This window comes from Pedococcus sp. P2_E4 (assembly GCF_056403935.1).
This window is the reverse complement of record NZ_JBFUEO010000001.1, coordinates 78,214-101,792: the sequence shown is the minus strand read 5'-3', so window position 1 is coordinate 101,792 and position 23,579 is coordinate 78,214. Positions and strand designations below refer to the sequence as shown.

Annotated in this window: 24 protein-coding genes; 3 read left to right on the top strand and 21 right to left on the bottom strand. The window is 71.5% G+C overall.

Going from position 1 to position 23,579, the window contains the following annotated elements:
- Window positions 1-71: 71 nt before the first annotated feature.
- The 6 genes from AC1DV7_RS00500 to AC1DV7_RS00475 form a co-directional block, all read right to left on the bottom strand.
- On the bottom strand, window positions 72-1,121 hold the full coding sequence (locus AC1DV7_RS00500; RefSeq protein WP_477593493.1) for a hypothetical protein: 1,050 nt from the start codon (window positions 1,119-1,121) through the stop codon (window positions 72-74).
- A complete protein-coding gene (locus tag AC1DV7_RS00495; protein WP_477593491.1) occupies window positions 1,114-1,605 on the bottom strand; it encodes an RNA polymerase sigma factor in 492 nt (163 codons plus the stop codon). Before AC1DV7_RS00495 ends, AC1DV7_RS00500 begins: the two co-directional genes overlap by 8 nt.
- 79 nt (window positions 1,606-1,684) lie before the next feature.
- The gene (locus AC1DV7_RS00490; RefSeq protein WP_477593489.1) at window positions 1,685-2,089 is read right to left on the bottom strand and encodes a DUF3151 domain-containing protein; all 405 of its coding nucleotides are present in this window, start codon (window positions 2,087-2,089) and stop codon (window positions 1,685-1,687) included.
- Window positions 2,086-3,114, bottom strand: a complete 1,029-nt coding sequence (fbaA, locus tag AC1DV7_RS00485) for a class II fructose-bisphosphate aldolase (RefSeq protein WP_477593487.1) — start codon at window positions 3,112-3,114, stop codon at window positions 2,086-2,088. Before fbaA ends, AC1DV7_RS00490 begins: the two co-directional genes overlap by 4 nt.
- Before the next feature lie 106 nt (window positions 3,115-3,220).
- The gene (locus tag AC1DV7_RS00480) at window positions 3,221-3,907 is read right to left on the bottom strand and encodes a TrmH family RNA methyltransferase (RefSeq protein WP_477593485.1); all 687 of its coding nucleotides are present in this window, start codon (window positions 3,905-3,907) and stop codon (window positions 3,221-3,223) included.
- Window positions 3,900-4,310 (bottom strand): VOC family protein, encoded by a 411-nt coding sequence (locus tag AC1DV7_RS00475; protein ID WP_477593483.1) that lies wholly within the window; start codon window positions 4,308-4,310, stop codon window positions 3,900-3,902. Before AC1DV7_RS00475 ends, AC1DV7_RS00480 begins: the two co-directional genes overlap by 8 nt.
- A 21-nt stretch (window positions 4,311-4,331) precedes the next feature.
- Between AC1DV7_RS00475 and AC1DV7_RS00470 the strand changes: the two genes are divergently transcribed.
- Window positions 4,332-5,669 (top strand): acyltransferase family protein, encoded by a 1,338-nt coding sequence (locus AC1DV7_RS00470; protein WP_477593481.1) that lies wholly within the window; start codon window positions 4,332-4,334, stop codon window positions 5,667-5,669.
- 112 nt (window positions 5,670-5,781) lie between these two features.
- On the top strand, window positions 5,782-6,471 hold the full coding sequence (locus AC1DV7_RS00465; RefSeq protein WP_477593844.1) for a DedA family protein: 690 nt from the start codon (window positions 5,782-5,784) through the stop codon (window positions 6,469-6,471).
- 37 nt (window positions 6,472-6,508) lie between these two features.
- On the opposite strand, the gene AC1DV7_RS00460 is transcribed toward AC1DV7_RS00465, so the two are convergent.
- From AC1DV7_RS00460 to AC1DV7_RS00420, 9 genes are all read right to left on the bottom strand, one after another.
- A complete protein-coding gene (locus AC1DV7_RS00460) occupies window positions 6,509-7,951 on the bottom strand; it encodes a multicopper oxidase family protein (RefSeq protein ID WP_477593479.1) in 1,443 nt (480 codons plus the stop codon).
- Window positions 7,952-7,988: 37 nt separating this feature from the next.
- The gene (locus AC1DV7_RS00455; RefSeq protein WP_477593477.1) at window positions 7,989-8,474 is read right to left on the bottom strand and encodes a hypothetical protein; all 486 of its coding nucleotides are present in this window, start codon (window positions 8,472-8,474) and stop codon (window positions 7,989-7,991) included.
- 170 nt (window positions 8,475-8,644) lie between these two features.
- The gene (locus AC1DV7_RS00450) at window positions 8,645-9,271 is read right to left on the bottom strand and encodes a response regulator (RefSeq protein ID WP_477593475.1); all 627 of its coding nucleotides are present in this window, start codon (window positions 9,269-9,271) and stop codon (window positions 8,645-8,647) included.
- Window positions 9,268-10,485: a sensor histidine kinase gene (locus tag AC1DV7_RS00445; protein WP_477593473.1), complete on the bottom strand. Its 1,218-nt coding sequence runs from the start codon at window positions 10,483-10,485 to the stop codon at window positions 9,268-9,270. Before AC1DV7_RS00445 ends, AC1DV7_RS00450 begins: the two co-directional genes overlap by 4 nt.
- 7 nt (window positions 10,486-10,492) lie before the next feature.
- The gene (locus tag AC1DV7_RS00440) at window positions 10,493-11,296 is read right to left on the bottom strand and encodes an ABC transporter permease (protein WP_477593471.1); all 804 of its coding nucleotides are present in this window, start codon (window positions 11,294-11,296) and stop codon (window positions 10,493-10,495) included.
- A complete protein-coding gene (locus AC1DV7_RS00435) occupies window positions 11,293-12,195 on the bottom strand; it encodes an ABC transporter ATP-binding protein (protein ID WP_477593469.1) in 903 nt (300 codons plus the stop codon). Before AC1DV7_RS00435 ends, AC1DV7_RS00440 begins: the two co-directional genes overlap by 4 nt.
- A gap of 88 nt (window positions 12,196-12,283) precedes the next feature.
- Complete coding sequence (locus AC1DV7_RS00430; protein ID WP_477593467.1) at window positions 12,284-12,949, bottom strand: LemA family protein; 666 nt, start codon at window positions 12,947-12,949, stop codon at window positions 12,284-12,286.
- Window positions 12,950-12,982: 33 nt separating this feature from the next.
- Window positions 12,983-13,537, bottom strand: coding sequence for an orotate phosphoribosyltransferase (pyrE, locus tag AC1DV7_RS00425; RefSeq protein WP_477593465.1), 555 nt, complete (start codon window positions 13,535-13,537; stop codon window positions 12,983-12,985).
- 29 nt (window positions 13,538-13,566) lie between these two features.
- Window positions 13,567-14,334 (bottom strand): SDR family NAD(P)-dependent oxidoreductase, encoded by a 768-nt coding sequence (locus tag AC1DV7_RS00420; RefSeq protein ID WP_477593464.1) that lies wholly within the window; start codon window positions 14,332-14,334, stop codon window positions 13,567-13,569.
- A 37-nt stretch (window positions 14,335-14,371) separates the two neighbouring features.
- Here AC1DV7_RS00420 and AC1DV7_RS00415 point away from each other — a divergent pair, with 37 nt between their 5' ends.
- Complete coding sequence (locus AC1DV7_RS00415; RefSeq protein WP_477593462.1) at window positions 14,372-15,157, top strand: exodeoxyribonuclease III; 786 nt, start codon at window positions 14,372-14,374, stop codon at window positions 15,155-15,157.
- 12 nt (window positions 15,158-15,169) lie between these two features.
- Here the strand turns inward: AC1DV7_RS00415 and AC1DV7_RS00410 are convergent, their stop codons facing one another.
- The 6 genes from AC1DV7_RS00410 to clpB form a co-directional block, all read right to left on the bottom strand.
- A complete protein-coding gene (locus tag AC1DV7_RS00410; protein WP_477593460.1) occupies window positions 15,170-15,574 on the bottom strand; it encodes a hypothetical protein in 405 nt (134 codons plus the stop codon).
- 12 nt (window positions 15,575-15,586) lie between these two features.
- Window positions 15,587-17,236, bottom strand: a complete 1,650-nt coding sequence (locus AC1DV7_RS00405; RefSeq protein WP_477593458.1) for an MFS transporter — start codon at window positions 17,234-17,236, stop codon at window positions 15,587-15,589.
- Window positions 17,217-17,906, bottom strand: a complete 690-nt coding sequence (locus AC1DV7_RS00400) for an LppX_LprAFG lipoprotein (RefSeq protein WP_477593456.1) — start codon at window positions 17,904-17,906, stop codon at window positions 17,217-17,219. The genes AC1DV7_RS00405 and AC1DV7_RS00400 overlap by 20 nt, the downstream gene beginning before the upstream one ends.
- A gap of 150 nt (window positions 17,907-18,056) precedes the next feature.
- Window positions 18,057-19,739: an alpha-amylase family protein gene (locus tag AC1DV7_RS00395; protein WP_477593454.1), complete on the bottom strand. Its 1,683-nt coding sequence runs from the start codon at window positions 19,737-19,739 to the stop codon at window positions 18,057-18,059.
- A gap of 3 nt (window positions 19,740-19,742) precedes the next feature.
- Window positions 19,743-20,702 (bottom strand): TIGR03885 family FMN-dependent LLM class oxidoreductase, encoded by a 960-nt coding sequence (locus AC1DV7_RS00390; RefSeq protein WP_477593452.1) that lies wholly within the window; start codon window positions 20,700-20,702, stop codon window positions 19,743-19,745.
- Window positions 20,703-20,828: 126 nt separating this feature from the next.
- Window positions 20,829-23,426 carry an ATP-dependent chaperone ClpB gene (gene clpB, locus AC1DV7_RS00385; RefSeq protein ID WP_477593450.1) on the bottom strand — a complete coding sequence of 866 codons (2,598 nt, stop codon included), beginning with the start codon at window positions 23,424-23,426 and terminating at the stop codon, window positions 20,829-20,831.
- Window positions 23,427-23,579 lie beyond the last annotated feature (153 nt).

The following is a 23,579-nucleotide window of genomic DNA, read 5'->3' as shown; positions in this document are numbered from 1 at the left end:
GGGCCGGATTCGCAGGGATCCGGCCCCCGGCAGCACACTGTCCGGGGCCGTCAGCCGCCCCTACGACCCGCTCAGCCGACCGGCCAGGTCGCCCAGTCCGCAGGCAGGCTGCCCCCGGAATCGACGCCGTCCGGGACCCGGCGGACCTGCCAGGTGACCCCGTAGTCCGTGCTGATGTGGGCTACGCGAGGCCGTGCATAGTGCTCGACCACCGCCATGGTGCCGGGGCGCCCAGCCACCAGCATCCCGGACCCACCCTCACTCTCGGGGATCGGCAGGATCCTCACCGCGAACGCACCGTCGGGCCCGCGCCACAACGCCGCCTGGCGCGTGACGGTCACACCCTCCACCAGCGAGGCCGTGCCCCAGAACCACGTGTCCCCTGATCCTCCCCACTCCCAGAGGGCCTCGTTGCCCTCCTGCTGGACCTGGTGCAGAGTCCGGCCCGTCAGGTCGACGAAGGTCAGCCCCATCCGTCCATGGATGAGGGGACCCGAGACGTCGGCCATGGGGACAGGCGCGCCGTACTCCAGGGGGCGCCGCTGTCCGCGCGAGTTCACGAGCCAGGGGCCGTGGAAGTCCTCGGTGAAGAACCAGTCGTCCACGACGTGCGAAGCGTCCCCGGCCGCGTCCAGCTCGTAGAGGGCGCTGGAGGCGAAGCCGTCGTGGCTCACCTCGAGGGCCTTCTGCACCTCGCCGGGGACGTACTCGGTCGCCCGGTTGCAGTCACTCAGACAGGCCGTCCAGACGCGGGCCGTGACCCCAGCCGGTGCGGCGGTCGTCGCGATCAGGGAGTCGGCATCGAGCTTCGCCGTGGGGTGCCGCCGGATCGCCTCGGCGCTGAGCGCCGGGTAGCTCGCACTCGGGTCCGGCTGGGGAGCGGTCCTTGTCGAGGTCGGCGTCGACGACGTCGTGGGCGGCCCGACCGGCAGTGGAGCCGCCCCACGCTGACCGGAGACGCTGCCTGCGACCAACGCCACGACGACCAGGGTCGCGGCCACGGCACCGCCCAGCGCGGCCGCGGCTCGCCGTCGGCGGCCGTCGGCGAGGTCCGCCAGTTCGGCCAGGTCCGGCGTGCGGACCTGTCCGGCGAGCTCGTGGAGCTGGTTCAGGTCAGGCATCTTCGCGCTCCTCCTCGGCGAGCAGGGGGGCGAGCCGGTCGCGGCTCCTCGACAGCCGCGACTTGACGGTGCCCTCGGCGATGCCGAGCGTGGCGGCGATCTCGGACACGGGCAGGTCGACGAGGTAGTGCAGGACCACGACCTCACGGTGCGTCCGGTCGAGCCCGGCTAGCGCGGTCATGATCGCCACGTGGTCGGGGCCCAGCTCGAACGCCGACTGTGGCCCGGGCACCCTGCCGAGCAGCCGCCGCACGGTCTCGTGGTGCCGCCAGCCGTTGCGCAGGTGGTTCAGCGCGACGGTGCGCAGCCAGGCCTCGGGGTGGTCGAGGCCGAGGAACCCCCTCTGGTTGCGCAGGGCCTTCGTGAAGGCCTCCTGCACGGCATCCTCCGCGTCCGCCTGGTTGCCGCACACGGCATACAGGTGCACCACCAGGCGCGGGTAGGCCGCGTGGAAGATGTCCGCGACGGCTGCCGAGACGTCCACGAGCCCCACCTTCCTCTCCGGCCGATCCGAACAGAAGACACCTGAGTGCCCCGGTCGGTTCCCTCGGGGAGGGTGCGGATCAGAACCCGAGCTCGCGCGCCCCGCTCGCCGAGGAGTCGCGCAGGAACTGCGCGCACCGCTGCTGCTCGTCGCCCTCGCCGATCTCGCCCGCCGCCCGGGACAGGGCCGCCAGTGCGCGCAGGAAGCCGCGGTTGGGCGCGTGCTCCCACGGGACGGGGCCCTGGCCGCGCCAGCCGTTCTTGCGCAGCGAGTCCAGGGCGCGGTGGTAGCCCGTGCGTGCGTAGGCGTAGCCCTCGACGGTGCGTCCGTCCGCAAGCGCGTCCTCGGCCAGGGTCGCCCAGGCCAGCGACGACGTGGGGTATGCCGCGGCCACCTGGTCCGCGGCGACGCCCTCCTCGAGCTTGGCGGCAGCGGGGTCGACGGGGAGCTCGGTGGGCGGGATGCCGAGGAGGTTGTCGCTCACGCGTGGGTCCCGGCCGAGCGCAGGTTCTCGCAGGCCTCGACGACGCGCGCCGCCATCCCGGCCTCGGCCTCCTTGCCCCACGCGCGGGGGTCGTACACCTTCTTGTTGCCGACCTCGCCGTCGACCTTGAGGACACCGTCGTAGTTGCCGAACATGAAGCCCGCGACGGGACGGGTGAAGGCGTACTGGGTGTCGGTGTCGACGTTCATCTTGACCACGCCGTAGTCGACGGCTGCCGCGATCTCCTCCGCGGTCGAGCCGGAGCCGCCGTGGAAGACGAGGTCGAACGGTCGCGCGTCGGCGCCGAGCCCGAGCTCGCTGGCAGCGGCCTCCTGGGCGGCCTTGAGGATCTCGGGGCGCAGCTTGACGTTGCCCGGCTTGTAGACGCCGTGCACGTTGCCGAACGTCAGGGCCGTCAGGTAGCGGCCGTTCTCGCCGGCACCGAGCGCCCTGATCGTGGCGACCGCGTCCTCGGGCGTCGTGTAGAGCTGCTCGTTGATCTCGTTGGCGACGCCGTCCTCCTCGCCACCGACCACGCCGACCTCGATCTCGAGGATGACGTTGGCGGCCTTGGACAGGGCCAGCAGCTCACGGGCGATCTCGAGGTTCTCGTCGAGCGGCACGGCCGAGCCGTCCCACATGTGCGACTGGAACCACGGCGTCCCGCCTGCCTTGACGCGCTCGGCGCTCGCCGCGAGCAGTGGGCGGACGAAGCCGTCGAGCTTGTCCTTGGGGCAGTGGTCGGTGTGCAGGGCGATGTTGACGTCGTACTTCTTGGCGACCTCGTGGGCATAGGCCGCGAGCGCGATCGACCCGGTCACCATGTCCTTGACGGTCGGGCCGGAGAGGTACTCCGCGCCACCGGTCGACACCTGCACGATGCCGTCGCTGCCCGCCTCGGCGAAGCCGCGGATGGCGGCGTTGAGGGTCTGGGAGGACGAGATGTTGATGGCGGGGTACGCGAAGGAGCCGGCCTTCGCGCGGTCCAGCATGTCGGCATACACCTCAGGGGTGGCGATGGGCATGGTGTCTCCTTCGAGCACTGCGATCGGGTGACGTCGTCGTCGCGCCCGATCCTTCCACGCCGGTCGCACCCACCGACACCCGCGTCTCGCGCTCGCGCGACTGGCCCTAGTCGGCGGCCGGGCGGGGAACCCGGAGCTGGCCGAGCTCCTGGCCGACGCCCTGGTCGAACACGTGACGGCGCACCCACGCGTGCATCGCCACCGCCGCCGCGGCGCCGGCGTTGATCGAGCGGGTCGACCCGAACTGCTCGATGTGCAGCACCACCTCGCAGGCGGCCCGCATGTCGGGCGAGAGGCCAGGCCCCTCCTGTCCGAAGACGAGGACGCACTCCCTGGGCAGGTCGGTCGTCTCCAGGGGGACCGAGCCGGGCAGGTTGTCGATGCCGAGGAGCGGTATGGCGGTGCCCCCGGTGCCAGCCGTGGCAGCCCAGGCCACGAGGTCCTCCACCGTGGCGTGGTGGTGCTCGTGCTGGTAGCGGTCGGTCACCATCGCGCCGCGACGGTTCCAGCGCCGTTTGCCGACGATGTGGAATGCCTTGGCGTTGAACGCGTTTGCCGTCCGGATGACCGAACCGATGTTGAAGTCGTGACCCCAGTTCTCGACCGCGACGTGGAAGCCGTGCCGACGCGTGTCGAGGTCGGCGACGATGGCCTCGTGCTGCCAGTAGCGGTAGCTGTCGACGACGTTGCGCCGGTCGCCCTCCTGCAGGAGGACCGGGTCCCACTGGTCGCCGACGGGCCACTGCCCCGGCCACGGCCCGACGCCGACCTCCTCGTCGCGGACGTCAGCCATCGAGCTCCTGGAACAGCGTGAGCTGGACCCCCGCCGGTGCGTCGAGCCGTGCGTTGAGCGAACGCCAGGGCGTCTCGGTCGGCGGGGCGATCAGCTCCGCGCCCCCGGCGACCGCCGAGGTCGTGGCCTCCTGGGCGTCGTCGACCTCCAGCGCCACCCGGAAGTGGGGGGCCACCCGACGGCCCACCTCCACCTCGTCGATCATCGCGACCTGCGCGGTGTTGGACAGCTCGAGCGTGGCGCGTCCCGCGTCGAGGATCGCGACGAGCGCACCGCCGTCACCGGCATACGACTCCTGCTCGGGCATCCCGAGGACGTCCCGGTAGAAGCGCAGCGCCTCGTCGTAGTCCTCCGCGTGCACCACCAGCCGCAGCTGGCGGACCCTTCCCTGGTCGGAACCCATGGTGCAAGCCAACCACGCAGCATGGGGGTCCGTACTCAGGTGCACGGGCCCCAGGCTGCGCGACGCTGGGGCATGGACCTGCGCGCCCTCGCCTCAGCCACCCCCGCCGACCGCAACCGGGTCGTCGACCTTCTGCGCGCCGCCGCGATCCTCACCGTCGTCCTCGGCCACTGGCTGATGGCGGCGGTCATGGTGCGCGACGGCGACCTCGTCCCGAATGCCGTCCTCAACATCGCCTCGTGGAGCCACCCGCTGACCTGGGTCTTCCAGGTGATGCCGCTCTTCTTCATCGTGGGCGGCTACGCGAACGGCCTGTCCTGGCGGTCAGCCCGTCGCCGTGACGAGACGTATGCCGTGTGGCTGCGGGCGCGGCTCCAGCGGCTGGCCGCCCCGGTGGTTCCCCTCCTGGTCGTGTGGCTGGGGATCGCGTCGGTCGCGTTCGCTGCGGGCGTGCCCGGGTCCACCCTGCGCACCGCCTCGCAGGTGGCACTCGTGCCGACCTGGTTCCTCGCGGCCTACATCCTCGTCGTCGCCCTCGCGCCCCTCCTGCTGCGCCTGTGGGAGCGGTTCGGCTGGTGGAGTGTCGCCGGTGGGCTGCTCGTGGCGGGGCTCGTCGACGCCATCAGCATCGGCGCGGCCAACCCGTGGGTCGGGTTCCTCAACTACGTCGTGGTGTGGGCGACCGTGCACCAGCTCGGGTTCGCCTGGCTCGACGGGTCCCTCGCCGGCGCGCGTCGTCGGGTGGCCCTGGCTGCGGTCGGCCTCGCTGGCCTCGTGGCACTGGTGTGGGCGGGGCCGTACCCGGTCTCGATGATCGGCGTCGACGGCGCCGCCCTCAACAACTCGTACCCGACGCGGGTCACCCTGGCCTTCCTGGGCATGTTCCAGGCCGGGGTGGTGCTGCTCGCCGAGGGCCGGCTCTCGAGGTGGCTGCAGCGCCCGCGCGTCTGGGGGGCGACCGCCGTCGTGAACCTGCGGATCATGTCGCTGTACCTCTGGCACCTCACGGCCATGGTGCTCGTGATCGGCGGCTCGCTGCTGCTCGGCGGTTTCGGCCTCCGTCCCGCGCCACTGACCACCGCGTGGTGGGCGACCAGGCCGGTGTGGTTCGCGGTTCTCGGTGCCGTCACGCTCGTCCTGGTCCTGGCGTTCGGGCGGTTCGAGAAGCCGATCCGCGACCTGCGCCCCGCCCCGTCCCTCTGGCGGCCGGCTCTCGCGACGCTGACCCTGTGCGGCGGCCTGGGCGCCATGGCCGGCTCCGGGCTCGTGTCGGCCGACGGGGTGCGCTGGGTGTGGCCCCTCGTCCCTCTGGGTGGGTTGCTCGTGACCGGGGTCCTCCCGGCCCGCAGCAACCCGTAGGTCGAGTGCCTGAGGCTGCACCGTGGCCCCGCCTCGGGCACTCGGCCTCCTCAGCGGGCGCTCAGGTGAGGATTAAGGGATACCCGGCACGGCGGCATACCCTTGGCGCGTGATGACCCCCACCCTCGGCCCTGACTGGATGGACCCCCAGTGGCTGCTCGAGCGCTTCGGCTCGCAGTTCTTCTGGGTCAGCGCCGCCATCGTGTTCATCGAGTGCGGCCTGCTGTTCCCGATCCTGCCCGGTGACTCGCTGCTGTTCGCGGTGGGGCTGTTCATCGCCGAGGGCTCCCTCCACGTCAACATCGTCGTGGCCTGCCTCCTGCTCACCGTCGTGGCCTTCGCCGGCAACGTCGTGGGTTACGAGATCGGCCGGGCCGTGGGGGCGCCGCTCTACCAGCGTGAGGGCAGGTTCCTCAAGAAGAAGTACTTCGACCAGACGCACGCGTTCTTCGACAAGTACGGCGCGAAGGCGCTGGTGCTCGGCCGCTTCGTGCCGATCGTCCGCACCTTCATCACGGTCGTGGCCGGCGTGGGCCGCATGGACCGCAGGCACTTCTTCGTGTGGAGTGGCGTCGGCGCCGCCCTCTGGGCCACCGGGGTCACCCTGCTGGGCTACTTCCTCGGCAACGCCTTCCCCGTCCTCAAGGACCACCTCGAGGCCGCGATCCTGCTGATCGTGCTCGTGTCCGTCATCCCCATGGTGGTCGAGGTCATCCGCGCGCGCCGAGGCCACACGGCCAGCGAGGTCGTCCTCGACGAGACCGCAGAGGCCGTCGAGGACCTCCGCGACGGCCGCGCCTGACTGACGCTCCGGCGCGAGCCGCCGCCCGTCGCCTGGGCTACTCGGGGCTGTTGGGGGTGTCGCGGCCCAGCCGGAACCGCGTCGTGACTCCCTCGTACATGAGGTGGGCGACCAGGCCCTCCTGGGCGTGCGGCAGGTTGTGGCAGTGGTCCATCCAGATCCCCGGGTTGTCGGCGACGAACGCCACCTCGACCACCTGACCGCTGCCGACCTCGAGCGAGTCCGTCCACCAGGGGCTGCCCGTCGACTTCACGCCGTCGCGGGACAACACCAGGACGTGGTGGCCGTGCAGGTGCATCGGGTGCGTCTCGCCTGAGTGGTTGTCGATCCGCATCACGGCCACGTCACCCTCGGCGACCATGAACATCGGGACGGCGGGGAACAGCTTGCCGTTGATGGTCCACTGCACCCCGGGGCGTCCGTTCACGAACCCGGGTCGCCGGCCGATGCTGTACTCGAAGCGCCGGTCGGGCCGGCTCGGGTCGAAGTCGAGCGTCGCGGGGGTGCCGTAGCCCAGCAGGTCGACGGACTCCCGTGGCGCGCGGGTGGGCGCGGTGGTGCTGCCCGCCGGACCCACGACGAGTGCAGCCCCTCCCATCTCGACGCGGACCGCCCCGCCCCCCGCCGGGACCTGGACCAGCAGGTCGACCCGGCCACCCCCGGGCAGCAGCACCTTCTTCCCCGAGACCGGGGTGGGACCGTGCAGGTCGACGCCGTCGACCGCAACCACCTGGAACGACGCACCGCTCACCCACACCGGCATGATCCCCGCGTCGGTGTTGACGATCCGGACCCTGGCTGTGCGGCCCGCGGCCGCCGCCACCGGGACGTCGCCGACCCGACCCTGCACGGTCCGCCTCCCCGAGTACAGGTGAGCGAGCCCGACCACGTCGACGTCTGCTCCGATGCCGGCCCTGGGCGTCACCACGACGGCACCGAGCAACCCCTTGATCACCTGCTCGTGCGACACCTGGTGCGAGTGGTACCAGTACGTGCCGACCTGGTCCGCCGTGAACCGGTAGACGTGCCGGCCCCCCACCGGCACCGCGTCCTGGGTCACCCCCGCGACGCCGTCGACCGCGCCCGGCACGGAGAGGCCGTGCCAGTGCAGCGTCGTGCCACCCGGCACGGACTCGTTGACGAGGGTCACCTCGACGAGCTGTCCCTCGGTCGCCCGGATCGTGGGTCCGGGCGTGGCGCCGTTCAGGGTGTATGCCGTGAGGGTGGGTCCGCCCGGGATGGTGACCTTCTGGCGGCGGGCGACGAGCGTCACGGCCACGTCGGGCGGCCCCTGGGCGGGGTCCACCAGGGTCGTGACGTCCCGGTCGCCCGGCGAACCGGGCAGGTGGGCGTGGCGAGCCGCGACCCCGCCCGTGTCGGCCGGTCCCATCCGCAGGATCGAGTAGGACGAGGGCATCAGGCTGGCGGCCCACATCCAGCCGATCGGCACGACGAGCGCCGCGGTGGCCAGGACCGCCACGAACAGGCGACCCCGGCCACCCCGGAGGAAGCGCGCGTCAGGCGGCAACGCGCTCGGCAGGTGCGCTCTCCGTGGCCCGCTTGGGGGCGACCCGAGCCACCCGCAGGCCGGTCCAGGCCGCCGTCGAGAACAAGGCCAGGGCGTTGAGGCCGTGCAGGGCGCCCAGCGCGGCGATGCTGTGGCCCATCAGGCCGAGGGTCACCTGCAGGATGACCAGCGCGAGCACGCCGAACGCGAACGCGACGCCCCGCGGGACCTTGGCGAAGAACGAGGAGATCACCAGCAGCAGCGCCAGGGCGGGGATCACCATCATCCCGTTCATGCCGTGCAGGATGAACGCCTGGAACTCGGGGAACGGCGCCTCACCCGACTCGAACGCGGTCTCGAAGGTCGCCTTGTCGACGACTCCGCCGTCGTTCTCGATCCACAGCCCCAGGCCGGCGTCTCCATAGACGATGAACATCGCCTGCAGGGCCACCTCGAGCGCCACCAGGAAGGCCAGCCCACGGTAGACAGTGCGCATTCCGATCCCCTCTCGTGTCGGGCGCAGCGTGCGGCTACGCCCTGCCAGTCGCCCCATCGTGACGGGTCACACCGGTGGCCGACACCGGTTTTCCGTACTAGCGCAGGTGTACCGGACAGACGGGACGAAACAGGCGGAACCAGCGCGAACCGCCACGATCCGGGGCCCGCTCAGAGCTGGATCAGCCCTGCGCGGTAGGCCGCCGTGACCGCCGCCGTGCGGTCGGTGACCCCGAGCTTCTCGAAGGTGCGCAGGAGGTGGGTCTTCACGGTCGCCTCGCCGATGTGCAGCTCGCGGCCGACCTGGGCGTTGGACAGTCCCCGGGCCACGCACTGCAGCACCTCGGACTCCCGGTCGGTCAGCGTCGGCCCGATCGGCGCACGCATCCGGTTGGCGAGCTTGGCCACGACCGGCGGGGCGAGCACGGTCTCGCCGCGGGCCGATCGGCGGATGGCATCGGCGAGGGTCGCCCGGGGCGCGTCCTTGAGCAGGTAGCCCGTGGCACCGGCTTCGACCGCCCGCACGATGTCGGCGTCGGTGTCGTAGGTGGTCAGCACCAGGACCGCCGGGGGGTTGGTGGACGCGCGCAGCCGGGCGGTCGCCTCGGTGCCGTCCATGCCGGGCATCCGCAGGTCCATGAGGACGACGTCCGGCGCCAGGGCGGCCGCGAGCGCCACGGCCTCGGCGCCGTCGGCGGCCTCGCCGACCACCTCGAAGTCCTCGTGCTCGGACAGCATGGCCACGAGGCCCATCCGCACCACCGGGTGGTCGTCGACCACGAGCAGTCGCAGGGTCATCGGGGGACCTCCACCCGCAGGCGCGCACCGGATCCCGGCGTGCTGTCGATCTCGAACCGTCCTCCGACCTCGGACGCACGGGCACTCGCGCCGTCCAGCCCGTACCCCCGCGCCCCGTCCTCGGGGGCGAAGCCGACCCCGTCGTCGGTGACGGTCATGGCCACCGGCCCCTCCGCGGCATACGAGAGGTTGACCTCGAAGGAGTGCGCCCCACTGTGCCGGCGCACGTTCGCCAGCCCCTCCTGCGCGGTGCGCAGCAGCACCACCTCGGAGTTGGCCGGCAGCACGAGGGGCTCACCCTCGACCCGGAGCCGGCCACGCATCCCCGTCTCGATGGACACGGCGTCGACGAGGCGCTGGAGGGCCTCGGTGAGGGTGCGCGACTGGAGGTGGCCGGGGGTCATCTCGGCGACGATGAGCCGCGCCTCCGAGAGGTTGTCGGCAGCGGTCTGCTCGATGAGCCGCAGCCGCTCGCGGACGGCGGCCAGGTCACCACGGTCCAGCGCCGACTCGGTGGCCCTCGCCAGGGTCACGACCGACGTGAAGCCCTGCGCCAGGGTGTCGTGGATCTCGCGGGAGATGCGCTCGCGCTCACCGGCCACGCCCTGGGCACGTTCGGCGGCGGCGAGCTCGTCCTGGGTGCGGTGCAGCTCGTCGATCGTCCGGGCGCGGCTGTCGGCCTCGGCGACGATGCGGTCGATGAACAGGCCAAGCGTCAGGGAGAGGGCCAGCATGATCGCGGTGCTGATCGCGATCCCCACGAACTCCTCACCGGTGTGCTGGCTCTGCCACACCCGGACGCCGCCGATGCCGACGACGGCCACGACCACCGTCGCGGCCGCCTGGTTGCGCGGCAGGATCGCCCAGGTCTGGGGGAACAGCCCGAAGGTGAGGATCCACGCCGTGCCGGTGCCGTCGAGGGCCATCAGCACGATCATGAGCCCCCACGCGACGACGACGTAGGTCACGGCGGCGCGGTGGTCACGCTGACCCATGCCACGACGGCCCCACACGACGTAGGCGGCGCCGATCGCGAGCACACAGGCCAGCTGCCACCCGAGGTGCTCCATGTCCTCGGCCAGCATCACGACCAGCGTGGTGGCGACCAGCACGGCGAACAGCCCGTGCCACCACCGCATCTGGCTCTGCCACATCTGGTCCAGGCCGTCCGACGAGGCGCCCTGTGGCGGGCAGTCGGCCCTGTTCTCGCTCACGGGACCATCATGTCGTGCCGCGCTTGGTCCAGCGGAAGGTCCGCGCACAGACCACCAGGCCGGCGACGAACCACGCCGCGAGCACGATCGCTGTCCGGCCGTGCTCCCAGGTGCCTGCCATCTCCTGGCTCTGCCAGGTGTCGGGGAAGAAGACCGACCGCATGCCCTGGGCGATCCACTTGAGCGGGAACACCGACGCCACCTGCTTGAGCCACTCGGGCAGGTCGGTGAACGCGAAGTAGACGCCGGAGATGAACTGCAGGATCAACATGGGGGCGATGACGATGGCCCCGACGGACCGTGCCGAGCTGGCCAGCGACGAGTAGGCGATACCGAGCACCGTCCCGCCACCGACCCCGAGGAGGAAGGTCCACAGGAAGGCCACCCAGCGACCGGGGTCGGTGGGCAGGTCGACCCCGAAGGCGAACCGAGCCACGGCCAGGAGCAGCAGGAGCTGGGCCAGCGACGTGAGGGCGACGAGCCCGACCTTCCCCAGGAAGTACGCCACCGGTGGCATCGGCGTCGACCGCAGCCGCTTGAGCGTCCCGTCGTCGCGCTCCGCCGCGACGGACAGCGCCATGGACTGGAAGCTGGTGAGCATCACGCCGGCCGCGACCATGCCGGGCAGGAAGAACTGGGCGGCGCTCACACCGTCGGCCTCCTCCGGGGTGATCTGGTCGCCGAAGATCACCGAGAACAACGTCAGCATGAGGATCGGGAAGGCGAACGAGAAGAAGACCGCCTCCTTCTCCCGGAAGTACATCTTGAGCTCGAGGACGGTGCGGTCCCAGCCGATGACGAGCGTCCTCATCGCGCTACCTCCACTGCGGCCTTGGCCTCGACGACGTCCACGACGTCGAGGTGCGGTGCGATGAGCGACAGGTAGGTGTCCTCGAGCGACGGGCGGCTGACGACCAGGCCGGGGACCTCACCGCCGTATCGGGCCGCGAGGTGCGCCACGAGTGCCGTGGGACTGGCGGTCGCCTCCCTCTGCCGTATGCCGTGCTCGTCCTCCCAGGCGACCGTCGCCTCCTCGGTGGCGCGGCCACCCAGGTTGGCCGGGGTGTCGAGGGCCAGCATCCGGCCCGCGGCGATGACGCCCACGCGGTCGGCGAGGTGCTCCGCCTCGTCGAGGTAGTGCGTGGTGAGCAGGATTGTCGTCCCGCCGTCCGCCAGGCCCTTGATCAGCTCCCAGAAGTCACGGCGCGCCTGCGGGTCGAACCCGGTGGTCGGCTCGTCGAGGAAGAGCAGCTCCGGTGACCCGACGATCCCGAGGGCTACGTCGAGCCGCCGGCGCTGGCCGCCGGAGAGCGTGCTGATCCGGTCGTCGGCCTTGTCGCCGAGGGCGACTGCGTCGAGGACGTCATCGGCGCCACGCCCCCGGGAGTAGACCCTGGACGTGCTCGCCAGGACCTCCCTCGGCGTGAGCAGGTCCAACCCCGTGGACGTCTGCAGCACCACGCCGATCCGGTCGCGCCAAGCCAGGCCTGCCCGTCCGGGGTCCTCGCCGAGGACCGCCACGTCGCCGCCGTCGCGCTGCCGGAACCCCTCGAGGATCTCGACGGTCGTCGTCTTGCCCGCGCCGTTGGGGCCGAGCAGGGCGAAGACCTCGCCACGCTCGATGGTCAGGTCGAGCCCGTCGACGGCCTCGCGGTCGCCGTAGGTCTTGTGCAGGCCGCTGACCTGGATGGGTGCGTCGTGTGCTGGCATGGTCCCAGCCTGTCGGATCCGCGCCCGACCCGGCAGCACCAGGCGGTGGGTCCTGGGTCCACCGTCCGGTGGACCCTGCTGTCGATGGCTACGGCGCCTGGGGCGGCTCGGTCGTCGGCGGGGGCGCGGGGGCGGGCGGGGCACCTGCTGGCGTGCCCCCGGCATACCCACTGGGCGGGGGGATCGTCGCGTCCCGCTGGCCGAAGTCCACCTTGGGGGCCTCGCGCTCGAGGCCCTCGACCTCGAAGTACTCGGCGCGCCCGATGTTGAACATGCCCGCGACGATGTTGGACGGCACGGTCTCGACCTTGGTGTTGAGCTCACGCACGTTGGCGTTGTAGTAGCGCCGGGCCGAGGCGATGCGGTCCTCGGTCGCGGTGAGCTCCTGCTGCAGGGCCAGGAAGTTCTGGTTGGCCTTGAGGTCCGGGTAGGCCTCGGCGACAGCGATGAGGCGACCGAGCGCCTGGCTCAGCATGCCCTCGGACTGCGCCTGCTGCGCTGGAGACTGCCCGCCGGCCATCGCGGCGGACCGCGCCTTCATGACGTCCTCGAGCGTGCCGCGTTCGTGCGCCGCATAGCCCTTGACCGTCTCGACGAGGTTGCCGATCAGGTCGTGGCGCCGCTTGAGCTCGACGTCGATCTGGCGCCAGGCCTCCTGCACCAGGTTGCGCAGCTTGACGAGCCCGTTGTAGACGCCGACCGCCCAGAGGACGAGCAGCAGGACGATGGCGCCGACGACGATCAGCCAGATCATGGGACTCCCCTGTCTAGGTCAGTGCYGCTGATCCTAGGCCAGTCCCAGCTCGTCCAGCCCGAAGACGAACCGGTACTCGTAGCCGGCGTCGGCGAACTTCTCCGCCGCCCCGGTCGCGCGGTCGGCGATGGTGGCGACCGCGACGACCTCGGCACCGGCCTCGCGGACGGCTGTGGCGGCATCGAGGGGCGAGGCCCCGGTCGTGGAGGTGTCCTCGACCACGACGACGCGCCGGCCCTGCACCGAGGGTCCCTCGATGCGCTGCTGCAGGCCGTGGGCCTTGCCGGCCTTGCGGACGACGAACGCGTCGGTGCGGTCGCCGGCAGCGGCGCTCGCGTGCAGGATCGAGGTGGCCACCGGGTCGGCGCCGAGGGTCAGCCCGCCCACGGCGTCGTAGTCGAGGTCGGCGATGAGGTCGCGCATGACGATGCCCACCAAGGGGGCCGCTTCGCCGTCGAGCGTGACCCGGCGCAGGTCGACGTAGTAGTCGGCCTCCTTGCCTGAGGAGAGGGTCACCCGGCCGTGCACGATGGCCTTCTCCTTGATGATCTCGAGCAGGCGAGCGCGGGCGGCAGCAGTGTCGGTCACGGTCCGTGAGCCTACCGAGGACCCGTGGGCTACTTGCCCGGGCGGTGGACGGTCCTGGCGCGGGAGCGCACCAGCCCACGCGGGACGAGCCGCAGCCCGGCGACGATCGCCTTGTACTGCGCACCGGGCACGGAGACGACCTTGCCCCTGGAGACGTCCGCGAGGCAGTCGCGGACCAGGCGGTCCGAGTCGAGCCACATGAAGTCGGGGATGCGTGACATGTTCACGCCGGCACGCTGGTGGAACTCGGTGTGCGTGAAGCCGGGCAGCAACGCCGTGGCGGTGACCCCAGTGCCCGCCAGCTCGGTGGCCAGGCCCTCGGTCAGGACGGTGACGAAGGCCTTCGCGGCCGAGTAGGGGCCGGAGGCGATCTGGCCGGCCACGGACGAGACGTTGACGATCGCGCCGTGCCCGCGCACGCGCATGGCCCCGGCGGCGGCGTGGGACAGCACCAGCACCGCCCTGGCCAGGACGTCGAAGACGGCCTCCTCCTCGCTGATGTCGTTGTCGAGGAAGCGCCGCTTGAGCGAGTAGCCGGCGTTGTTGACGAGCAGGTCGACAGGGCGGGCCTGGTCGGCGAGTCGCTCGGCGACCTTGCCGGTCTCGGCGCGGTCGGCCAGGTCCGCGACGAGGATCTCGGTGCCCACGCCATACTTCGCAGCGAGCTCGTCGGAGACGTTCTCGAGCCGCACCCGGTCACGGGCGACCAGGACGACGTCGTGGCCGCGCTCGGCGAGCTGGTGGGCGAAGGACAGGCCGATGCCGGCGGTGGCGCCGGTGACGAGGGCGGTGCTCATGGCCCCAGCCTACGGGCGCTCGCCTAGGGTTGCCCTCGTGCGCATCGCGACCTGGAACGTCAACTCGATCCGATCCCGCGTCGACCGGGTGGAGGCGTGGCTGCAGCGCAGCGACGTCGACGTCCTGGCCATCCAGGAGACCAAGGCCACGGATGCGCAGTTTCCCTTCGCCCGGCTGCAGGCCCTCGGCTACGAGGTGGCGCACCACGGGCTGAACCACTGGAACGGCGTGGCGATCCTGTCCCGGGTCGGCCTGACCGACGTGACGCCGTCCTTTGCCGACGCACCCGCCTGGGGCGAGCCGCCGGTGGTGGAGGCCCGTTCGCTGACGGCGACGTGCGGAGGGGTCCGGGTCACCTCGGTCTACGTCCCGAACGGCCGTCACCTCGAGGACCCGCACATGGCGTACAAGCTGTCGTGGCTCGCCCGGCTCGAGGCGCAGGCCCGGCAGTGGGTCGCCGCCGGTGAGACCGCGGCCCTGATGGGCGACTGGAACATCGCCCCGCAGGACGAGGACGTGTGGTCGATGGAGTACTACCTCGACAAGAGCCACGTGTCGCCCGGAGAGCGCGCGGCGTTCCAGGCGTTCCTCGACGCCGGCTTCGTCGACGTGGTGCGGCCGCACACCCCTGGCCCTGGGACGTACACGTACTGGGACTACAAGATGCTCAGCTTCCAGAAGCGCCGCGGGATGCGGATCGACTTCGTCCTCGGGACGCCGGCGTTCGCTGCCCGGGTCGCCGGGGCCGCGATCGACCGCAAGGAGCGCAAGGGTCAGGGCGCCTCCGACCACGCGCCCGTGGTGGTCCAGCTCGACGACTGACCACGGGAGGGCTCAGGGGCGGACGGACAGGCGCGCCTGGTATGCCGTGGGCGGGCAGCCCTCGCCGTTGGGCTGGACCCGGCTCGCCGCGGCGATGACCTCCTGGGTGGGCACGACGACCGCTCCTGCCTGTGTCCGCACCGTGACCCGGTAGGTCAGCTCCGCGACGGAGTCCACTGCCGGCAGCTCGACGAAGGTCTCGGGCGGGCCGTCGACGAACAGCGGCGCCGAGACGCACTGCCCCTCGAGACAGACCTCGACGTCCAGCTGCTCGCTGCGCACCAGGTCGAGGACATCGACCGCGACGCCGTTGGACGCCCCGATCTCGGTGCAGGCCCTCGGCTGCTGGACACAGCCCGCGAGGCCGGACAGCGCGACGAGCGCGAGGAAGACGGTGGCAGGGGGCCGGGTGGTCATGTCGGTTGGAGGCTAGCTCTCGCCGGATGGTTCCGGCCGTCGGTGGGCCACTCCCAGCCCGATCGCGCCGGCGGCACCCAGGGACGCTGCCACGGCAGCGCCGAGGAAGACCGTCTGCACCTGGACCAGCCCGGCCGCGAGCAGCGCCGTGGTGTCGGTCTGGTCCGGCAGGGCGGCCACGGTGTCGTAGTAGCGGTGCAGGCCGATGGCGGTGAGCAGGGCGAGCCCGACGACCATGCCCACCATCCGCGCCACCACCACGAGGGCGCTCGCCACCCCGTGCGCGTCGTGGGGGGCGTCGGCGAGCGCCGCGTTGTTGACCGGGGCCAGGGCCAGGCCGATGCCCAGGCCGACAAGGACGAGGACGACCGTCGAGCTCGGGCGGTCGAGCGCGCCGTCGCCCCATCCGCTCATGGTGAACAACCCGACCGCGGCCACCAGCAGGCCGCCACCTGCCACGACTCCGTCGCCGAGGCGCCGCAACGACCAGCCGCCGAGGACCGCGCCGACCGGGACGGCCACGAGGAACCGCACCAGCACGAACGCCGCGACCGTCTGCGAGTCAGTCAGGGTGAGCCGGGCCAGCACCGGCACGTCGACGATGACAGCCACCAGTGCGGCGCCGACGCAGAGGCTGACCACGAGGGCGACCCGCGCCCTGCCGCGCACGACACCACGGGCGACGAGCGGCTCGTCGCCCGTGTGGTGGCGCCACAAGTAGAGACCGAGCGCCACGGCCCCGACCGGCAGGAGCGCGAGCCCCAGGGGGCCCACCACCTCCTTCTCCGGGTCGCTGACCGCGAACGTCAGCACGACACAACCGAGGGCCGCCCCGAGCAGCACGGCGCCGAGCAGGTCGGCCCGACGCAGCAGGGGCCACCACGTCCGGGCCGTCGACCCGAACCAGAGGAGCGAGACGACGCCAGCCACGACGCCGATCGGAGTCAGGACCCTCGAGGTCGACTCGCCGAACGGGACGAAGGGCAGGCCGAGCGTGACGTCCGACGCCAGCCGGGCGGGCGCGGCGAGGGCGAGCCCGCCGAGCGTCAGGGCCAGCACCCCGAGGACCAGCGCAGCCCCACGGGGTCGCCGCAGCGGGAGGCCTCCGACGGCGACGACGGCGGCTGCGATCGCGAGGCCGACCGCGACGTTGAGCCAGAAGATCATCCGCCAGTCGGAGACCGCCAGCACCGCCGCGCCGAGGACCGGGCCCAGGACGCTGCCGAGCTCCTGCACCGCACCGACGACGCCGAGCGGTGCGCCGCGGCGGCCGGCCGGCCAGAGGTCGGCCACGATCGCCAGCGTCGCGGGGACGAGCCCTCCCCCGCCGACGCCCTGCAGGACCCGGCCGGAGACCAGGACGGGCAGCTCCACCGCCAGCGCGGTGATGGCCGACCCGACGACGAAGATGGCCAGACAGGCGAGCAGGATGCGTTGCCGTGCAACGAGATCCGCAAGACGCCCGATGAGCGGCAGCACGGCGATGTAGCCGAGCAGGAAGCCGGAGATGATGGGGGTGGCCTTCTGGAGGGCGTCGATCCCGAGACCGACACCGGTCATCATGTCGGTGAGCGCCAGGACGACGACATAGGTGTCGGCGGCAGCGAGCGCGACCGCCACCGATGCGGTGGCGAGCAGCGCCCTAGGGGCGGGTGATCGCAACGGGCTGCGCCAGGCTCTTGAGACCGAGGGTGTAGGTCGCCGTCGAGCCGGCGTAGAACGGCCCGGAGATGATGACGCTGCGCAGCTGCTTGCCCGGTGTGGTGACGCCGTAGGTGACGTCGAAGGTGCCGGAACGGACGCCGATCACGAGGAGGTCGGCGATGGCCGAGCCGGGCAGCGTGCCGGTGAAGGTCTTGAGGACGTCGGAGCCCTCGCGCTTGTCAGGGCCTGCCGCGACCTTGGCGGTCTTTCCGATGAGTGCCGTGATGCCCGTCTGGGTGTTGAACAGCTGGGCCGGGTTGGGGGCGCCGTAGTCCGCGGGGTCGATCTTGTTGTAGGTCGGCGTGAAGAACTTCATGAAGACGTCCTGCTCGACCGCGATCACGTCGACGGTGCCGGTCACGCCGCTCACCGTGGCGTTCAGGGTGCCCTGGAACGACGGCGGTTTGAACAGGCCTGTCCCCTTGGCTCCCGAGACCCCGACCGCCTTGCTGGGCAACCCGGTCGAGGTGAGCGTGAAGGCGACTGCCGGGCTCTTCTCGAGGTTGGCGCGCGCTGCCGCCAGCTGTTCGGCCGGTGGCGCCTCCGGGGCGTCGGACGACGAGCCGCCGCTGCAGCCGACGAGACCAGCCACGACGAGACCGACGGCGGCCAGTGCCCTGATGCGCATGCGCCCCACGGTAGTCGGCGTGGCCTGGTCCCCACGGTCGCCGCACCGAGCGTTCGCGACGACGAGCGGCCGCGTGGGCGCACCCACCGCAGGGGTATGCCGGGTGGTCGCCACCCGGCATACCCGCGCTGCGGTGCAGGCGCGCCCCGATCAGGGCAGCCGTGCGGCCCCGGGCGGGTGGACCCGCAGCCAGCGGAAGCCGTACCCGGGGAGGGCGAGCTCGACCCGGCCGCGCTCGTCGGCGGTCACGTCGTCCGGACCCAGCAGGTCGGCCAGCTCGACCGGGCCGTCCGCGACCGTCAGGGACACGGTCACCGGCTCCGCACCCAGGTTGTGCACCACCACCACCGCGGCGTCCTCCCAGGCGCAGCGGTGGGCGAGGACCTGTCGGAACGGCTGGTCGAGCAGCTCGAACCCACCCCATCCCAGCTCGGGGCAGGACCGGTAGGTCGTGATGAGGTTGCGCATGAACATCCACAGGGACGTGGGGTCGCGTCGCTGCTGGGCGACGTTGACGTGCTCCGGTCCGAGGCCGCCGGGCACGACCCTGGTGACGAGCTTGCGCGGTGGCGCGGTGGAGAACCCGCCGTTGGGCCCGTCGGTCCACTGCATCGGCGTCCGGACCGCCATTCGTCCCTCCTGCTCCAGGTCCTCGCCCATCCCGATCTCCTCGCCGTAGAAGATCGTGGGCGTGCCCGGCAGGGAGAACAGCAGGCTGTAGACCATCCGCAGCCGACGGGGGTCGCCCCCGAGCATCCCCGGCATGCGTCGCTTGAGGCCCCGCCCGTAGATCTGCATCTGCGGCTCTGGCCCGAAGGCGTCGAAGACCTCCTGGCGCTCGGAGTCGCTCAGCTTGTCGAGGGTGAGCTCGTCGTGGTTGCGCACGAAGTTCGCCCACTGCGACGAGGGGTGCAGGCGGGGACGCCTGCTCAGCGCGCGGACCAGGGGACGCGCGTCCTCCCGCGCCATCGACAGGTAGAGGTTCTGCATCGTGATGAAGTCGAACATCATCTGCAGCTCGTCGCCGGCGTCGCCACCGAAGTACTTCTTCTGGTCCTTGTGGGGCAGGTTGACCTCGCCGAGCATGATCGCGGTCCCCTTGCGTCGCGTGATGAACGCACGCAGGTCCCGCAGGTGCTGGTGCGGGTCGGCAGGGACGTCAGGTCGCGCGGGGTCCTCGGCGGCGGTCTCCACGTCGTCGATGAAGAACGGCACGGCGTCGACCCGGAAGCCGTCGAGGCCGACCTGGAGCCAGAAACCCATGGTGCGGGCGATCTCGTCCCGGACCTGCTGGTTGGCGACGTTGAGGTCGGGCTGGTGCTTGTAGAAGTGGTGCAGGTACCACTCACCGGTCTTGTCGTCGAGCTCCCAGATGCTGTCCTCCTTGTCGGGGAAGACGACCTGGTCCGAGGTGTCCGGCGGCGCGTCGGAGCGCCACACGTAGTAGTCCCGCATGGGGTTGTCGGTGCTCCGCCGGGCCGCCTTGAACCACGGGTGCTGGTTGGACGTGTGGTTGATGACCACGTCCGCGATGACGCGGATGCCGCGGTCGTTGGCCGTGCGGATCAGCTCGACGAGCTGTCCGTGGGTGCCCAACCGGTGGTCGACCCCGTAGAGGTCGGTGACGTCGTACCCGTCGTCGCGGTCAGGCGTGGGATAGAACGGCATCAGCCACAGGCACGTGATGCCCAGCTCGGCGAGGTAGTCGACCCGCTCGGCCAGACCACCGAGGTCGCCCGTGCCGTCGCCGTCCCCGTCGTAGAACGTCTCCACGTCGAGGCAGTAGATGACGGCCGTCTTCCACCACAGGTCACTGGTGTCGGTGATGCGCATGGCTCAGCTCCTCAGGGCGGGCAGCACGTGCTCGCCGAACGTGTCGATGAAGGCGTCCTGCTGTTGCCCGACGTGGTGCAGGTAGAGGTCGTCGAAACCGAGGTCGGCGTACTCCTGGAGCCAGGCGCGGTGCTGCCCGAGGTCGGCGGACACGCGCACGGGTCCGCGGGCCGCATCGTCGGGGAGGGCGGCGGAGATCGCGTCGAAGCCCTCGACGGTCTCGACGTCCCAGGACAGCGGCGGCCCGACCGCGTTCGCCGCCCACTGGTCCCGGGCCAGCGCCAGCGCCTCGTCGTCGCTGCCCGCCCAGCTCAGGTGCACCTGCAGGGCCAGGCGACCGCGGCCACCAGCCCCCCTGTACGCCTCGACGACCCCGCGGAGGGCATCCAGCGGCTGGTTCACGGTCACCAGCCCGTCCGCCCACGTCGCGACCCGTGCCGCGCTGTCGGCGGAGACGGCCGGACCGATGAGCAGGGGCACCGGGTCGGCCCGCTCCCACAGCCTGGCCCGGTCGACGGTCACGAGACCGTCGTGGCTGACCTCCTCGCCGGCGAGCAGCCGCCTGATGACGTCGACGCACTCCTCGAGGCGCTCCGTGCGGACCTCCTTGCGCGGCCAGCCGTCACCGGTGATGTGCTCGTTGCTCGCCTCCCCACTGCCGAGGGCCACCCAGAACCGGCCCGGGAACATCTGACCCAGGGTCACGATCTTCTGGGCGACGACGGCCGGGTGGTACCGCTGGCCCGGCGCGCAGACACACCCCAGGCTCAGCTCGGTGGTGGCCAGGGCGGCACCGAGCCACGACCACGTGTAGCCCGAGTGCCCCTGGGCGCTCGTCCACGGGGAGAAGTGGTCGGAGCACATCGCCATGTCGAAGCCCGCCTGCTCGGCCCGTTGGACGTCGGCGAGGAGCTGGCGGGGGTCGATCTGCTCGTGCGAGGCGTGAAATCCGATACGGGTCACGCCCCCACCTAACCGGAGGTGGGGGCGCACCGCACCTGACCAGCGGGTATGCCGGGTGGTCGCCACCCGCGCAGACGTGCCGGGGGTGACCACGCGGCATACCCGTGGGCCCGCTCCTTGCGCGCGCTAGGCGATCGTGAGGGAGTCGCTCGCAGGGTCGAGGTCGACGGTCACGGTGTCGCCGTCGCGCACCTGCCCGGAGAGGACGGCCCTGGCCAGCCGGTCGCCGATCTCCTTCTGCACCAGGCGACGCAGCGGTCGCGCGCCGTAGGCAGGGTCGAAACCGGTGATGGCCAGCCACTCGCGGGCGGCATCGCTGACCTCGAGGGTGATCCGACGGTCGACGAGCCGGGTGGCCAGCTGGCGCACCTGGAGGTCGACGATGTGGGCGAGCTCGGCGGACGTCAGCGGGTCGAAGACGACGACCTCGTCGAGCCGGTTGAGGAACTCGGGCTTGAAGCTGGCCCGCACCACCCCCAGGACGGCATCGCGCTTCGCGGCGTCGTCGAGTGTCTCGTCGATGAGGAACTGGCTGCCGAGGTTGCTGGTCATCACGAGGATGACGTTGCGGAAGTCGACCGTGCGTCCCTGGCCGTCGGTGAGCCGGCCGTCGTCGAGCACCTGCAGGAGGATGTCGAAGGTCTCGGGGTGCGCCTTCTCGACCTCGTCGAGCAAGACGACGGAGTACGGCCGCCGTCGCACCGCCTCGGTGAGCTGGCCGCCCTCGTCGTACCCGACGTACCCGGGCGGCGCACCAATGAGGCGGGCGACGGAGTGGCGCTCGGAGTACTCGCTCATGTCGATGCGAACCATGGCCCGCTCGTCGTCGAACAGGAAGTCGGCCAGCGACTTGGCGAGCTCGGTCTTGCCGACACCCGTCGGCCCCAGGAACAGGAACGAGCCGGTCGGCCGGTCCGGGTCGGCGAGCCCGGCACGCGAGCGGCGCACCGCGTCGGACACCGCCTGGACCGCCTTCTCCTGACCGATGAGCCGCGCCCCGATGATCGACTCCATCGAGAGGAGCTTCTCGGTCTCGCCCTGCAGGAGCCGTCCGGCAGGGATGCCGGTCCAGGCCGAGATCACCTCGGCGATGTCGTCGGCGCCGACCCGCTCCTTGACCATCGGGTCGGCAGAGCCAGCCGAGCCGTCAGAGCCGTTCGTCCTCGCGCCGGAGACCCGGGCGGCCTCGGCCTCGCTGGCGGCTGCCAGCTGGTCCTCGAGCTCGCGGATCTCGCCGTACTCGATGCGGCTGGCGGTCTCGAAGTCGTAGTCGCGGCGAGCCCGCTCGAGCCTCGTGCGGGCCTCGTCGATCTGGGACTTGAGCTCGCCGACCCGGTTGAGGCCGGACTTCTCGGCCTCCCAGCGGGCGTTGAGGGCGGCCAGCTCCTCGGTCTTGTTGGCGAGGTCCTCGCGCAGCCGGGCCAGCCGCTCGGCCGAGGCCGGGTCGGTCTCGCGGGCCAGGTGCAGCTCCTCCATCGTGAGCCGGTCGACCGCTCGCCGGAGCTGGTCGATCTCGACCGGGCTCGAGTCGATCTCCATGCGCAGCCGGGACGCCGCCTCGTCGACGAGGTCGATCGCCTTGTCCGGCAGTTGCCGGCCGGTGATGTAGCGGTCGGACAGGGCGGCGGCCGCCACCAGCGCGGCGTCCTCGATCTCGACCTTGTGGTGCGCCTCGTAGCGTTCCTTGAGGCCGCGCAGGATCGCGATGGTGTCCTCGACCGACGGCTCCCCGACGAAGACCTGCTGGAAGCGGCGCTCGAGGGCCGCATCCTTCTCGATGTGCTGGCGGTACTCGTCCAGCGTGGTCGCACCGACGAGCCGCAGCTCGCCGCGGGCCAGCAGCGGCTTGAGCATGTTGCCCGCGTCCATGGCGCCCTCACCGGTCGCCCCTGCGCCGACCACGGTGTGCAGCTCGTCGATGAAGGTCACGACCTGGCCGTTGCTGGCCGTGATCTCCTCGAGGACGGCCTTGAGGCGCTCCTCGAACTCACCGCGGTACTTCGCGCCGGCGACCATGGCACCGAGGTCGAGGCTGATCAGCCGCTTGTCCCGCAACGACTCCGGCACGTCGCCGTCGACGATGCGCTGCGCCAACCCCTCGACGACGGCAGTCTTGCCGACGCCGGGCTCACCGATCAGGACGGGGTTGTTCTTGGTCCGCCGGCTCAGGACCTGGACCACGCGACGGATCTCGGCGTCGCGGCCGATGACGGGGTCGAGCCGGCCCTCCCTGGCCATCTGGGTGAGGTCGGTGCCGTACTTCTCGAGCGCCTCGGCGCTCGACTCAGGGGTCTCGGAGGTGACCTTGCGGCCTCCGCGCAGCACTGCGATCTGGGCCTCGACGGCCTTGGGGTCTGCTGCGACCGCCCCCTTCTCGACGAGCGCGAGCAGCAGCACGTCCGTGGAGAGGTGGCTGTCGCCCATGGCCTGCATGAGGGTCTGGGCGTGTTGGAGGACGGCGAGGGTGGCCGAGCCGAACCCGGGCGTCTGGACGCTGCTGCCCCTGGTGCGCGGGAGGGTGGCTGTGCTGCGTCGGGCTGCAGCGGCCACGGCCTCTGCCGTGGTCCCGCCGGCCGTCAGCAGCGCGGCAGTCGTCGTGTCGGGCTGCTCGGCGAGGGCGAGCGTGAGGTGCGCGGGCGTGATCTCGGGGTTGCCGTCGGCCTGGGCGGCTCGTTGGGCGATGGCCAGGGCCTCGGCGACCTTGGCGGTCGGCTTCAACTCCATTCGGCGGGTTCTCCTGTGCTGGTCGGGACGGGTTCGGTGCCATCGGTGACAACCGTCGTAAAGTTGAGTGTATTCCGCTCAAGTTTGCCTCGTCACCCCCGTCCGAAACGGGGAACCATGGCAATTGGGGCGAAGCGATCCGCAGGGCTGGCA

Bases quoted from the DNA above. Each gene is read 5' to 3' on its own strand.
- AC1DV7_RS00395 (WP_477593454.1), bottom strand. From the start codon at position 19,739: ATGCGCATCACCGACACCAGTGACCTGTGGTGGAAGACGGCCGTCATC.
- clpB (WP_477593450.1), bottom strand. From the start codon at position 23,426: ATGGAGTTGAAGCCGACCGCCAAGGTCGCCGAGGCCCTGGCCATCGCC.
- AC1DV7_RS00435 (WP_477593469.1), bottom strand. From the start codon at position 12,195: ATGCCAGCACACGACGCACCCATCCAGGTCAGCGGCCTGCACAAGACC.
- fbaA (WP_477593487.1), bottom strand. From the start codon at position 3,114: ATGCCCATCGCCACCCCTGAGGTGTATGCCGACATGCTGGACCGCGCG.
- AC1DV7_RS00455 (WP_477593477.1), bottom strand. From the start codon at position 8,474: ATGCGCACTGTCTACCGTGGGCTGGCCTTCCTGGTGGCGCTCGAGGTG.
- AC1DV7_RS00430 (WP_477593467.1), bottom strand. From the start codon at position 12,949: ATGATCTGGCTGATCGTCGTCGGCGCCATCGTCCTGCTGCTCGTCCTC.
- AC1DV7_RS00500 (WP_477593493.1), bottom strand. From the start codon at position 1,121: ATGCCTGACCTGAACCAGCTCCACGAGCTCGCCGGACAGGTCCGCACG.
- AC1DV7_RS00410 (WP_477593460.1), bottom strand. From the start codon at position 15,574: ATGACCACCCGGCCCCCTGCCACCGTCTTCCTCGCGCTCGTCGCGCTG.
- AC1DV7_RS00400 (WP_477593456.1), bottom strand. From the start codon at position 17,906: ATGCGCATCAGGGCACTGGCCGCCGTCGGTCTCGTCGTGGCTGGTCTC.
- AC1DV7_RS00420 (WP_477593464.1), bottom strand. From the start codon at position 14,334: ATGAGCACCGCCCTCGTCACCGGCGCCACCGCCGGCATCGGCCTGTCC.
- AC1DV7_RS00475 (WP_477593483.1), bottom strand. From the start codon at position 4,310: ATGGGTTCCGACCAGGGAAGGGTCCGCCAGCTGCGGCTGGTGGTGCAC.
- AC1DV7_RS00480 (WP_477593485.1), bottom strand. From the start codon at position 3,907: ATGGCTGACGTCCGCGACGAGGAGGTCGGCGTCGGGCCGTGGCCGGGG.
- AC1DV7_RS00450 (WP_477593475.1), bottom strand. From the start codon at position 9,271: ATGACCCTGCGACTGCTCGTGGTCGACGACCACCCGGTGGTGCGGATG.
- AC1DV7_RS00440 (WP_477593471.1), bottom strand. From the start codon at position 11,296: ATGAGGACGCTCGTCATCGGCTGGGACCGCACCGTCCTCGAGCTCAAG.
- AC1DV7_RS00465 (WP_477593844.1), top strand. From the start codon at position 5,782: ATGACCCCCACCCTCGGCCCTGACTGGATGGACCCCCAGTGGCTGCTC.
- AC1DV7_RS00470 (WP_477593481.1), top strand. From the start codon at position 4,332: ATGGGGGTCCGTACTCAGGTGCACGGGCCCCAGGCTGCGCGACGCTGG.